Source organism: Pseudomonas sp. R62 (assembly GCF_000257605.1).
Classification (GTDB): Bacteria; Pseudomonadota; Gammaproteobacteria; order Pseudomonadales; family Pseudomonadaceae; genus Aquipseudomonas; species Aquipseudomonas atacamensis.
This window is the reverse complement of the sequence record NZ_JH635999.1, coordinates 1,586,848-1,599,644: the sequence shown is the minus strand read 5'-3', so window position 1 is coordinate 1,599,644 and position 12,797 is coordinate 1,586,848. Positions and strand designations below refer to the sequence as shown.

The following is a 12,797-nucleotide window of genomic DNA, read 5'->3' as shown; positions in this document are numbered from 1 at the left end:
ACCGAGCTGAATCAGGCGCAGATCCAGCTTGAAGAGCGTGCCGAAGAGCTGCAACGCTCGAGCAAGTACAAATCCGAATTCCTCGCCAACATGTCCCACGAACTGCGCACGCCGCTCAACAGTTCGCTGATTCTGGCCAAGCTGCTGGCGGAGAACCCGCAGCAGAATCTGTCGGCGGAACAGGTCAAGTTCGCCGAATCGATCTATTCGGCCGGCAACGATCTGCTCAACCTGATCAACGACATCCTCGACATTTCCAAGGTCGAGGCCGGCAAGCTTGAAGTGATTGCCGAAAACACCCGCGTCGATCGTCTGGTCGACGGCTTGCGCTCGATGTTCGAACCCTTGGCGGCGGACAAGAAACTGGCCTTCAGCGTCGAGGTTCAGCCGGACGCACCGGGCTTGCTGTTCACTGACCGTCAGCGTCTGGAGCAGGTCATCAAGAACCTGCTGTCCAACGCGATCAAGTTCACTGAGCACGGCGCCGTCAGCCTGAGCATCACCGCGCAGCCGAACGATCACATCGCCTTCAGCGTCAAGGATTCCGGGATCGGTATCGCCGCGGATCAGCAGGAAAGTATCTTCGAGGCGTTCCGTCAGGCGGATGGCACCACCAATCGCAAGTACGGCGGCACCGGCCTTGGCCTGTCGATCTCGCGGGATCTGGCGACGTTGCTGGGCGGTTCGATCAGCGTCGACAGCGTGCCGGGGCAGGGCAGCACGTTTACGCTGGTGTTGCCGCGTCAGTATCACGAATTCGGTGAAACGCCGGCCGCGCCGCTGACCTTCCACCCGGCACCTGTGACGCCTGCGCCAGTTGCTGTTGCGGCTCCGCTCGCATCGGCGATTCCGGCAGTTATCCCGCGCTTTGCCGACGATCGCGACAAGGCACCGTTCGCCACCCGCTGCATTCTGGTGGTGGAGGACGAACCGAACTTCGCCCGTATCCTCTATGACCTGGCCCATGAGTTGGGCTACATGTGTCTGGTCGCCCACGGCGCTGACGAAGGTTACGACCTGGCGCGCGAATTCGTTCCGGATGCGATCCTGCTCGACATGCGCCTGCCGGATCATTCCGGTCTGACCGTGCTGCAACGCCTGAAAGAACGCGCCGAAACCCGGCACATTCCAGTGCACGTGATTTCCGTGGAAGACCGCGTCGAAGCGGCCATGCACATGGGCGCGATCGGCTACGCAGTGAAGCCGACCACCCGCGAAGAGCTCAAGGATGTGTTCGCCCGTCTCGAGGCCAAGCTGACGCAGAAGGTCAAACGCGTGCTGCTGGTCGAAGATGACGATCTGCAACGCGAAAGCATCGCGCGGCTGATTGGCGACGAAGACATCGAAATCACTGCCGTCGGCCTGGCCCAGGACGCCCTGGAATTGCTGCGCACGACCATCTACGACTGCATGGTCATCGACCTCAAGCTGCCGGACATGCTCGGCAACGATCTGCTCAAGCGCATGTCCACCGAGGACATCTGCTCGTTCCCGCCGGTCATCGTTTATACCGGACGCAACCTGACCCGCGACGAAGAGGCCGAACTGCGCAAGTATTCGCGCTCGATCATCATCAAGGGCGCACGCTCCCCGGAGCGATTGCTCGACGAGGTCACACTCTTTCTGCACAAAGTCGAATCGCAGCTGTCCCATGAACGGCAGAAGATGCTCAAGACCGCGCGCAGCCGCGACAAGGTCTTTGAAGGTCGCAAAGTGCTGCTGGTGGACGACGATGTGCGCAACATCTTCGCCCTGACCAGCGCGCTGGAACACAAAGGCGCAGTCGTGGTGATCGGCCGTAATGGCCGCGAAGCGATTGAGAAACTTCATGAAGTCGAGGACATCGACCTGGTGCTGATGGACGTAATGATGCCGGAAATGGATGGCTTCGAAGCCACCATGGAAATCCGCAAGGATCCGCGCTGGCGCAAGCTGCCGATCATCGCGGTGACGGCCAAGGCCATGAAGGACGATCAGGAGCGCTGCCTGCAAGCGGGCGCCAACGATTACCTGGCCAAGCCCATCGACCTTGATCGTCTGTTCTCGCTGATACGTGTGTGGTTACCGAAAATGGAACGCATCTAGTGGAACGCAGCAGTTCAGCCGAGCGCAACAGCGAAATCGAATTACGCTTGTTGATCGAGGCGATTTACCTGAAATACAGCTATGACTTTCGCGACTACTCCGGCGCTTCGATCAAGCGCCGTGTGCAGCACGCGCTGAGTCAGTTCGAATGCGCGACCATCTCGGCCCTGCAAGAAAAAGTCCTGCACGACCCGACGGCGTTCATGCAGCTGCTGCAACTGCTGACGATCCCGGTCAGCGAGATGTTCCGCGATCCGTCGCACTTCCTGGCGATCCGCAACGAAGTGGTGCCGCTGCTGCGCACCTATCCGTCGCTGAAGATCTGGATTGCCGGATGCAGCACGGGCGAGGAGGTCTATTCGATGGCGATCCTGCTGCGCGAAGAAGGCCTGCTCGACCGCACGATCATCTACGCCACCGACATCAACCCGCGCTCGCTGGAGAAGGCCAAGCAAGGGATTTTCTCCATGGAAAACGTCCGCGCCTACACTGCCAACTATCAGCAGGCCGGCGGTCAGCGTTCGTTTGCCGATTACTACACGGCAGCCTATGGCTACGCGATTTTCGACAAGAGCCTGTGCGAGAACGTGACGTTCGCCGACCACAGCCTGGCCACCGACAGCGTGTTCTCCGAAACCCAGTTGATTTCCTGCCGCAACGTGCTGATCTATTTCAACAAGAAGTTGCAGGACCGGGCGTTCGGGCTGTTCCATGAATCGTTGTCGCATCGCGGCTTTCTGGTGCTGGGCAGCAAGGAAACCCTGGATTTTTCCAACTATTCGAATCAGTTCGAGGCGTTGGTCAAACAAGAACGGATCTACCGCAAATCATGAACGACACCCCGAGCCTGCCTCGCATCGAGGCCGTCGTGATCGGCGCCTCCGCAGGCGGTGTCGAGGCGTTGCTGACCCTGCTCGGGCCATTACGCAAAGGCTATGTGCTGCCGATCATTATCGTTCTGCATCTGCCGGAAGAGCGCCGTAGTCATCTGGCCGAAGTGTTCTCCCGCCGTGTGGCGATGCCGGTCAAGGAAGCTGAAGACAAGCAGGACATTCAAGCCGGCACGGTGTATTTCGCCACGCCCGGTTATCACTTGTCGGTCGAAGCGGATCGCAGCCTGTCGCTGAGCCTGGAGGATCGCGTGCATCATTCGCGGCCTTCGATCGATTACCTGTTTGAATCCGCCGCTGACGTTTACCGCGAGACACTCGCCGCCGTGCTGCTGACCGGCGCCAATCAGGATGGCGCGCGCGGGCTGGCCTGCGTCAAGCAGTGCGGCGGCCTGACCATTGTTCAAGACCCCGATGATGCACAAGTCGCCACCATGCCCCAGGCTGCACTGAACGTTCTGCAGCCGGATCATGTCCTACCCATTCACGGCATCGGCCGTCTGCTAGTCGAGCTGGAACGAATCGCATGCTGAGTAATATCCAAGCCAAACTGTTGATCGTTGACGATCTGCCAGAAAACCTGCTGGCGCTGGAAGCGCTGATCAAGCGCGAGGATCGCACGGTCTACAAGGCTCTGTCGGCGGACGAGGCACTGTCGCTATTGCTGCAACACGAATTCGCCATGGCCATTCTCGACGTGCAGATGCCGGGCATGAACGGCTTCGAACTGGCCGAGTTGATGCGCGGCACCGAGAAGACCAAGAACATTCCGATCATTTTCGTCAGCGCCGCTGGCCGTGAACTCAACTATGCGTTCAAGGGCTACGAAAGCGGTGCGGTGGACTTCCTGCACAAGCCGTTGGACATTCATGCGGTGAAGAGCAAGGTCAACGTTTTCGTTGATCTGTATCGCCAGAGCAAGGCCATGAAACAGCAGGTCGAGGCGCTGGAGCAGGCCCGACGCGAGCAGGAAGCGCTGCTGCAACAGCTGCAAAGCACGCAGCTTGAGCTGGAACAAGCGGTGCGCATGCGCGATGACTTCATGTCCATCGTTGCCCACGAGGTGCGTACACCGCTCAATGGCCTGATCCTTGAAACCCAGCTGCGCAAGATGCACCTGGCCCGGGACAACGCCGCGGCGTTCACCCTCGACAAGATGCAGGCGATGGTCGATCGCGATGAGCGGCAGATCAAAAGTCTGATTCGCCTGATCGAAGACATGCTCGATGTCTCGCGAATCCGCACCGGCAAACTGTCGATCCGCCCGAGTCGTTTCGATCTGGTGCAACTGGTCAGCAATCTGCTGCAAAATTTTGCACCGCAAATGGAAGCGGCGGAAACCAGCGTTTCCTTTGAGGCGTCCGAGCCGGTCGAAGGTTGCTGGGACGAGTTCCGCATCGAGCAAGTGGTGTCCAATCTGCTGACCAACGCCTTGCGTTACGGCGGTCGCAGCCCGATTCAGGTGCGCGTCTATCGCGAAGCTGACGAGGCTCGGGTCGAGGTCCAGGATCACGGCATCGGCATCAGCGCCGAGAACCAGAAGCGTATTTTTCAGCAGTTCGAACGGGTGTCCGCCAAGACGGTGGTGGCCGGGCTCGGGCTGGGTCTGTTCATTTCCGAGCAGATCGTCGCCGCCCATGGCGGCTCCATCGTCGTCGAGAGTGAAATCAACGAAGGCGCCCTGTTTCGCGTTTGTCTGCCGATCCAGGAAAACGGCATATCCGACGCAACCTCTGAGTGACCACACGGTCGTATCAGCAGCTATTGACCGAACAAAGGCTTCCCATGAGCGTAGATGCGCAAGATGTAGTACTCGTCGTCGAAGACGAACCGGTTATCTTGATGGTCCTGACGGATTACCTGTCAGGGCAGGGCTATCGCGTGTTGCAAGCGGAAAATGGCGAGCAGGCTTTCGAGATCCTCGCCAGCAAACCTCACCTGGACATGCTGATTACCGATTTCCGCCTGCCGGGCGGGATCTCCGGCGTGCAGATCGCCGAGCCGGCAGTGAAGCTGCGACCGGACCTCAAAGTGATTTTCATCAGCGGCTACCCGCAGGAAATCCGTGAAACCGGCAGCCCGATCACCAGCAAGGCACCGATCCTGGAAAAACCGTTCGATCTGGATGTGTTGCAGGAAAAGATTCAGGAATTGCTGGCCTGATGGTCATGCAGGAGCTGCCGAGCCTTCGGCAGCTCCTGCATGAGAATCAGCTATTGATCATCTCGCGCACCTTGGCGGTGAGCAGATCAAAGGTGAAGGGCTTGGTGATCATCTGCATTCCCGAGTCGAGGAAGCCACCGCGCACCGCCGCGTGCTCGGCATAACCGGTGATGAACAACACTTTCAGACCTGGCCGGTATTGCCGACCAACCTCCGCCAGTTGACGACCGTTCATCCCCGGCAGGCCAACGTCGCTGATCAGCAGGTCGATGCGTTGCGTCGAATTCAGAATCGGCATGGCGCCGTCGGCATCACCGGCCTCCACGAACGCATAACCCAACTCACTGAGCACGGCGCTGACCAACACGCGCACAGCCGGATCGTCTTCGACGATGAGTACGGTTTCGCCATCCATCGCATACGGAGCCTGCTGCGAATCCGAGACGGGAATTTCCACTTCTTCACCACGGAAACGCGGCAGATAGAGTTTTACCGTGGTGCCTTGATCGACTTCACTGTCGATCGACACATGCCCGCGCGACTGCTTGCTGAAGCCATAGATCATCGACAGTCCGAGGCCGGTGCCCTGGCCGATCGGCTTGGTCGTAAAGAACGGATCGAACGCGCGGCTGACCACACTCTGCGGCATGCCGCTACCGTTGTCAGTCACGCTGAGCATCACGTAATCGCCCGGCTCCAGATTGCTGTAAGCGGCAGTGAAGTCGCTATGCAGGACCTGATTGCTGGTTTCCACCACCAGTTTGCCGCCCTCGGGCATCGCATCGCGGGCATTGATGACCAGGTTGAGCAGGGCGCTCTCGAGTTGATTGGGATCGGCCTCGGCAACCCAGAGGTTGTCGTCCAGGCGCATTTCCAGATGAATGCTCTCATTGAGGCTGCGTTGCAGCAGCTCGCCCATCGACAGCACCAGCGTGTTCATCTGCACGGCTTTCGGGTCGAGCGATTGCCGGCGGGAGAACGCCAACAAGCGGTGAGTCAGGCCGGCGGCGCGGTTGGCGGAGGTCACGCCTAGATCGATCAGGCTGTCGAGGTCTTCGGTCCGGCCCCGGGCCAGACGTCGGCGCAGCAGTTCCAGGCTACCGATGATGCCGGTGAGCATATTGTTGAAGTCGTGAGCGATGCCGCCAGTCAGTTGGCCGACCGCTTCCATTTTCTGCGATTGGCGCAGCGCTTCTTCGTTGTGGCGAAGCTGTGCGGTGCGCTCTTCAACCTGTTGCTCGAGGGTTTCCAGAGTTGATTGCAGGCGGCGTTCGCTTTCACTCAGGTCGATCAGCCGATCGCGCGCTTCATATTGTCGTCGCCGCCCGCGCAGGGCGGCGGAGACCAGACTGACCAGCGTCGCGGGATGGAAGGGGCGCTCGAGAAAAGTCACGTTGCCGAGCAGGGTGCTGAGACGCGACGGCGGCCCTTGTTCATCGCCGCCATGATGAGTCAGCAGCACGATGGGCATGTCCGACCAGGCGGGCTGCTGGTCAAGGTAGGCGATAAGCCCTTCCAGTTCCGGTCCGCGCAACGCCTCAGCAGCAATCAGCAGCAACCCGGCGCCGACCTCCAGTTCGGTGCACAGAGCGCCGAGATTCGGCGCCACCATGCCGCCGTAACCGGCTTCGTTGAGAATCATCAACGCGATCTGGCTGTCGCGACCCATGGGCGCCAGCACCAGCACCCGCTCGGCCAACGGCGTGTTGACCGTCACAAGCTTTCATCCTCAAGCAATGGATTGCTCGCTCCCATGTAGGTCGGCACGCCACGCAGCACGCCCTGGAAGGATTCCAGCGGTTGGCCGATGGTCATGCCACGCGAGGAAATCCGGTATTCACGGATGGTCGACTCGTGGTTGCCGGTACGTTTTTTGATAATCGAGATCGCCCGGCGGACTTTGCCGAGGGCTTCGAAGTAGCGCAACAGAATCACCGTGTCGGCCAGGTAAGTGATATCAACCGGCGCCTGCATATCGCCCACCAGACCGTGCTGGGCGACCGTCATGAAAGTCGCCGCGCCTTTGCGGTTAAGGTACAGCAGCAGCTCGTGCATGTGCAGCACCAGCGCGTTTTCTTCCGGCATCGCCGCTTGATAGCCGTTAATGCTGTCGATCACCACGGTTTTGATACCTAGCTCATCGACGCAACGGCGCACGCGATGGGACAACTCACCCGGAGACAATTCGGCGGCGTCTACTTGTTCGATCAGCAGATTACCGGTGGCCTGCAAGGCTTTGAGGTCGATGCCGAGATGACGCATGCGTTCGAACAGCAGGCCCAGCTCTTCATCGAAAATGAACAGCGCGGCTTTTTCGCCTCGGGCCACCGCTGCGGCGGCGAAGATCATCGAAATCATCGATTTGCCGGTACCGGCCGGGCCGAGAATCAGCGTGCTGGAACCGGTCTCGATGCCGCCGCCGAGCAGGGCGTCCATTTGCGGGATGCCGCTGGACAGCTGCAGACGTGGGTAGTCGCCGCGATGTTCCGCCGCTACCAGGCGTGGGAAAACATGGACGCCGTCGCCCATGATGGTGAAATCGTGGAAACCGCCACGGTATTTCTGCCCGCGATATTTGACCACTCGTACCCGACGACGCTCGGCGCCGTAGCTAGGCGTCAGCTCTTCAAGGCGGATCACGCCGTGGGCGACACTGTGCACGGTCTTGTCGAGTGATTCTGTGGTCAGGTCATCGAGCAGCAGGACGGTGGCGTCGTAGCGCACAAAGTAGTGCTTGATCGCCAGAATCTGCCGACGATAGCGTAAGGAGCTCTGCGCCAGCAGACGGATCTCCGAAAGGCTGTCGAGCACAACGCGGGTCGGCTTGAAGCGTTCGACCACTTCGAAAATCTGCCTGGTCGCCTCGCCCAGTTCAAGGTCCGAGGAATACAGCAGGCTTTGCTGATGTTCGGCATTGAGCAGGCTTTCCGGCGGTGTCAGCTCGAAGATCTTGATGTTTTCGTTCAGCTCCCAGCCGTGGGAGAGCGCACCTTGACGCAGTTCTTTCTCGGTTTCCGAGAGAGTGATGTACAAGCAGCGTTCCCCGGCCAGCGCACCGGCGCGGAGGAAATGCAAAGCCACGGTGGTTTTGCCGGTTCCGGGTTCCCCCTCGAGCAAAAACACATGGCCGCGAGACAGGCCACCGGCAAGGATGTCATCCAGACCTACAATGCCGACGGCGGCCTTTGCACTGATCAACTCGTTTGATGTAGTCAAAAAACGCCCTCTTATGACTAGGGTAATCCGGCGGCTGGCTTAAGTGAGCCGCCTGAATAACTTGACCTCAGGGCATGTTCACGGTTCCGCTTTTTCTTTCGACAGGTGGTTGATTGCACCCGCTTTACCTTGATTAAAGACCCTGTTGCAGGGCCGGGTCGTCCGGATTCAGCTGCTCCAGCTGCGCCAGCAGAATCTGCACATTCTGCAACTGGCCGCTTTCCTTCCAATAGTTGATCAACAACACCCGCGCCTTGCGGTCGGCGGGGTGGCGCTGAACGATTTCCTGCAGTTGTTTCTGCGCCGCTTCCAGTTCTTCCGCGCTGTGCAGAGTGGTGGCGAGGTCGTAGCGATAATCCTTGTTGTCCGGTTCCAGCTCGACCGCTTTGGACAGGCCGAGCAGGGCATATTCGCGCTGGCCGTGGTGCAGCAGCCACAGGCCGAGGGCATGTTGCAGATAGGCCGAATCGGGCTGCGCCTTGAGTTGGCGGGCGAGCAACTGGCGAGCGGCATCGCTCTGGCCCTGGCGGTCGAGCACATCGATCTGCATGACCAGCGCCGGCAGGTTGCCCGGTTCCAGGCGCAAGGTATTGTCCAAAGCCTGTTGGGCCTGTTTGTATTCGGCGTTGTGAATATAGAGACGGGCCAGTTGCGCATAGTTGGCGGCGCTTTCCGGCTGGCTTTCCAAGGTCTGTTGCCAACCGTCGATGGCCTGCTGTAGCGGTGCGAAATACAGGCCGAGCTCGTCCGGGGCCAGGCCGAGCAGGGCATTGATCGCGGCGAAACGGACAGCTTGTTCTTCATCATCGAGCAACGGTCCTAGCAGCAGACTGCGCTGCCCGCCGGGCACCAGACCGACGATGCTTTTGATCGCTGCGACGCGCACTTGCGGCGCTTCGTGATGCAAGTCGATGTCCGCCAGCTTCAACGCCTGCGGACTGGGGTAATTGGGCAGTTCGCCATGCAGCCAGACCCGGCGCTTGACCGAGATGTCCGGGCGGCCCAATTGCTGGTACAACTGGCGCGCCGCTCCGGGTTCACCGGTGCGCGCGGCGTTCAGCGCTTCGCTGTAGCCATGTTTGATAGCATCGGGGATGGTCGGAGTGCTGCTGCGCCAGGACAGCCAGACGACGCCGAGGATCAGTACGAGGCCTAAGCCGATCAGCAGGTTGCGGCGGGACTGAGTCATGCGGGTTTCCGAAAGCTTCGAACTTGAGCAGAGCGGCAAGCTTCGTTCAGCTTGGCGCGTGAGTCAAACCGTTGCCAGCGAATCGTCCTACAACACGTGTCGACTGTGAAATCCGTCAGGCTTTTGCTGCAATGTCTACGCTTGCAGAAGTCGTTTTAAAGAGAGTGCCCATGTCTGCGCTGTACACCTATTTCAAGGCTTTGATCCATCCCGGTCAGGCTGTTCTGCTGTTTGCCCTGCGGACCATCGCTGCCGGGCTGTTGACCCTTTATCTGGCGTTCATCTTCGATCTCGAACAGCCGAAGTGGTCAATCATGGCCGTGGTGATCGTCAGCCAGCCACTGGCAGGGATGGCACTGGCGCGCAGTTTCGGCCAGGTGATCGGCACCACCGTGGGTGCGGCGGTGGCGGTGCTGATCATGGCGATTTTCCCTCAGGCGCCGCTGCCGTTCATCACGACATTGGCGTTGTGGCTGGCGCTGTGCACGGCGGGCGGCACCTTGTTGCGCTACACCAGTTCCCAAGCGTTCGTGCTCAGTGGTTACACCGCAGTCGTGGTGGCCTTGCTGGCGATTCCGGATCAGGACGGCACCTTTCTGCTGGCGGTCACCCGCGTCACCGAAACCCTGTTGGCGGTTGCCTGTGTCTGTGTGGTCAGTTTGCTGACGGCCCGGCCTGAAGCCGTCGCCAAGGGCTATTTCGCCAAAATCGATCAGGTGATCAAACTGGCCGCCAGCCACGCCGCCGAAGTGCTTCGCACGGAAGAAAGCGAAGCCGATTTCCAGCGTCGGCAGATGCAACTGCTCGGTGAGATCAGCGCACTGGAAGGTTTGCGACGTCATTTGTATTTCGATGCCCCACGTTTGCGCAGTGCCGACAACCTGGTATTGCTGCTCGGCAACCAACTGATGCTGCTGACCTCGCGACTGACCGCGCTGCGTCATCAGCGTGAATTGCTCATCGAACGCTGGGAGGGCGATCTGCCGCTGGAGGTCCAGCAGTTGCGTGCCGAGGAACTGGCGCTGCTTGAGCAGCTGGCGCAACAGGGCCGCGCGCTGTCTGGCGCCGATCGGCAGCGTTTCGTCACCTTGCAGCAACAGTTCGAAGCATTGGCGTACAAGGCCGAGCAGCAGACCGAGAACATGAGCGCGACCCTGCGTTCATTGGCTTGGGCGCTGCGTTGGGAGCAGGCGCGCCTGTTGCAGCAACTTGAGCAGATCCTCGAACTGAGCGACGCGATTCAGGAAGGGCGCCCGGCCAGTTGTCTGTATCGCGGCCAGAGCAGTCCGTTGCATCTGGATTTCACCCTGGCCTCGATGAATGCGATCCGCGCCTTTACCGCGCTGTTGGTCAGCGGGTTGATCTGGATCGAAACGGCCTGGGATGGCGCGCGCGGCGGGATGATTCTGGTGGGGATTCTCTGCTCGCTGATGGCGACTTTTCCGCGTCCGCTGATGGCTGCGCAAAGCTATGCGCGAGGCTTGGGTCTGGCGCTGGTGGTGTCGGCGTTCTACCAGTTCATGCTGGTGCCGGCGATCAGTGATTTCGAGCTGCTGGCCTTGCTGCTGGCGCCGCTGCTGTATGCCATTGCCGTGGGAATTTCCAGTCCGGCTACCGCCGGTATCGGCATGGGCCTTGGCCTGTCCAGTTTTCTCATGCTCGGACCGCAAAATACCGGCACTGGGCAGAACACGGCAATCCAATGGTTCGAATTCGCCGGCGCCTACGTCAGCGCAGCGATGCTGGCCCTGATCGTTTATGCGCTGATCTTCCCGTTCCGCCCGGCCTTGCGCATCCGCCGCCTGTACGGCGAAGCGCGGGAGCAGGTGTACCAACTGAGCAAAATGCCGGCCACCGATGAACAACAATTCGCTTTCGAGAGTCGGATGACCGATCGCCTGACCAGCATGCTTGGTCTGCTGCCAGCGGCGAACGATCGTGCCATGCAGCGCTTGTATGAAATCAGCCTGGCATGCGTGGCCTTGGGCGTGGCCATGCATCAGCTGCGACAGCAGGCGCAGAACAACGCGCTACTTACCGATGCGTTCGGCCAACGCCTGGCGTCGGCGTTGCGCAAGACTGGTCGTTTGGTTGCCGGTCGCGACGATGTCCAGCTTGCGGCGCTGCTGGCCACGTTGTACCAACTCGGAGATGAGCTGGACGAGCTGCACGCCACCAGTCATGAACATCTTTGGTCGGTGTTTCGCATGCGTGTGGCGCTGCTGATTGTGGTGTCGTTCCTCGAGCGGCACGGCGACTATTTGCAACCTCAAGGCCTGGAAGGAGAACCGCAACTTGCCCATTGATTTCGAAATTGGCGGGGTTTATCTGCCGCCGATTGCCCAGGCACTGTTACTGGCGATTCCGATTTTCATGTTGCTGGACTGGTGTCTGCGGCGCCTCGGCGTGCTGCGCCTGGTGTGGCATGAAGCACTGTTCGAAGGCGCACTGTATGCCTGTGTCTGCGCCACGCTGATTCTGTTGATGGGAGCCTGATGTCTTGAAAGCACTAGTTGCACGAATGATGACCGTGGCAGTGGTGATCCTGGCGATCGTCCTCGGCTGGTTCGCCTGGGAGTATTACACCCGCGCGCCGTGGACACGGGATGCTCGGGTGAGGGCGGATGTGGTGACGCTGTCGGCGGATGTTTCGGGGCGAATCGTCAAACTGGCAGTGCAGGACAACCAGCATGTCGACAAGGGCCAATTGTTGCTGGAGATCGATCCGGCGCGCTATCAACTGGCGGTCGAGCACGCCCGGCGTTCGGTGGAAGTGTCCAAGGCCTCGCTGGGGCAATCGCAAGCGGCAATCGTCGCCAGTGAGGCGTTGCTCAAACAACGTCAAAGCGAGGAGCGCCGGCGGCGCACGCTGAAACAGGGCTTCGCGATTTCCGGTGAAGAATGGGAGAAGGCCAGTACCGACGTGGCGGTTGCCCAGGCGGATCTGTTGCGCAATCAGGCCAACCTCGGGCTGGCCGAAGCCAATGTGCAACTGGCAATTGCCGCGCTGACCCAAGCCGAACTGGACTTGCAGCGCACCCGCGTTGAATCGCCAGTGAGCGGTTACGTGACCAACCTGCTGACCCGCCAGGGTGACTATGCACAAGCCGGCGGCGCACTGCTGGCGCTGGTCGACAGCGATTCGTTCTATGTCAGTGGTTACTTCGAGGAAACCAAGTTGCCGCGAATCGAGGAGGGTGATCGGGTACGCATTCAATTGATGAGCGGTGAGCGTTTCGGCGGTACGGTAGAAA

The 12,797-nt window shown here is 60.0% G+C and carries 11 protein-coding genes; 8 read left to right on the top strand and 3 right to left on the bottom strand.

Annotated elements, in window-relative coordinates; genetic code table 11:
• From OQK_RS25165 to OQK_RS25145, 5 genes are all read left to right on the top strand, one after another.
• Positions 1–2,085, top strand: a 2,085-nt coding sequence (locus OQK_RS25165; RefSeq protein WP_016774864.1) for a response regulator, incomplete at its 5' end; no start/stop codon positions are given.
• Positions 2,085–2,918 carry a CheR family methyltransferase gene (locus OQK_RS25160; protein ID WP_016774863.1) on the top strand — a complete coding sequence of 278 codons (834 nt, stop codon included), beginning with the start codon at positions 2,085–2,087 and terminating at the stop codon, positions 2,916–2,918. The genes OQK_RS25165 and OQK_RS25160, both read left to right, overlap by 1 nt.
• Positions 2,915–3,508: a chemotaxis protein CheB gene (locus tag OQK_RS25155; protein ID WP_016774862.1), complete on the top strand. Its 594-nt coding sequence runs from the start codon at positions 2,915–2,917 to the stop codon at positions 3,506–3,508. The genes OQK_RS25160 and OQK_RS25155 overlap by 4 nt, the downstream gene beginning before the upstream one ends.
• The gene (locus OQK_RS25150; protein WP_016774861.1) at positions 3,502–4,716 is read left to right on the top strand and encodes a hybrid sensor histidine kinase/response regulator; all 1,215 of its coding nucleotides are present in this window, start codon (positions 3,502–3,504) and stop codon (positions 4,714–4,716) included. The genes OQK_RS25155 and OQK_RS25150 overlap by 7 nt, the downstream gene beginning before the upstream one ends.
• A gap of 44 nt (positions 4,717–4,760) precedes the next feature.
• Positions 4,761–5,138, top strand: a complete 378-nt coding sequence (locus OQK_RS25145; protein WP_016774860.1) for a response regulator — start codon at positions 4,761–4,763, stop codon at positions 5,136–5,138.
• Positions 5,139–5,184: 46 nt separating this feature from the next.
• On the opposite strand, the gene OQK_RS25140 is transcribed toward OQK_RS25145, so the two are convergent.
• From OQK_RS25140 to OQK_RS25130, 3 genes are all read right to left on the bottom strand, one after another.
• Positions 5,185–6,855: an ATP-binding protein gene (locus OQK_RS25140; protein WP_016774859.1), complete on the bottom strand. Its 1,671-nt coding sequence runs from the start codon at positions 6,853–6,855 to the stop codon at positions 5,185–5,187.
• A complete protein-coding gene (locus OQK_RS25135) occupies positions 6,852–8,354 on the bottom strand; it encodes an ATPase domain-containing protein (RefSeq protein WP_024013082.1) in 1,503 nt (500 codons plus the stop codon). The genes OQK_RS25140 and OQK_RS25135 overlap by 4 nt, the downstream gene beginning before the upstream one ends.
• Positions 8,355–8,487: 133 nt before the next feature.
• Entirely contained in the window at positions 8,488–9,543 is a 1,056-nt protein-coding gene (locus OQK_RS25130) for a tetratricopeptide repeat protein (RefSeq protein ID WP_016774857.1), read from the bottom strand.
• 170 nt (positions 9,544–9,713) lie between these two features.
• On the opposite strand from OQK_RS25130, the gene OQK_RS25125 reads away from it, so the two are divergent.
• From OQK_RS25125 to OQK_RS25115, 3 genes are all read left to right on the top strand, one after another.
• Positions 9,714–11,849, top strand: coding sequence for an FUSC family protein (locus OQK_RS25125; RefSeq protein ID WP_016774856.1), 2,136 nt, complete (start codon positions 9,714–9,716; stop codon positions 11,847–11,849).
• Positions 11,839–12,039 (top strand): DUF1656 domain-containing protein, encoded by a 201-nt coding sequence (locus OQK_RS25120; protein ID WP_016774855.1) that lies wholly within the window; start codon positions 11,839–11,841, stop codon positions 12,037–12,039. The genes OQK_RS25125 and OQK_RS25120 overlap by 11 nt, the downstream gene beginning before the upstream one ends.
• Before the next feature lie 25 nt (positions 12,040–12,064).
• On the top strand, positions 12,065–12,797 hold a 733-nt coding region (locus tag OQK_RS25115), incomplete at its 3' end, for an HlyD family secretion protein (protein ID WP_443216343.1).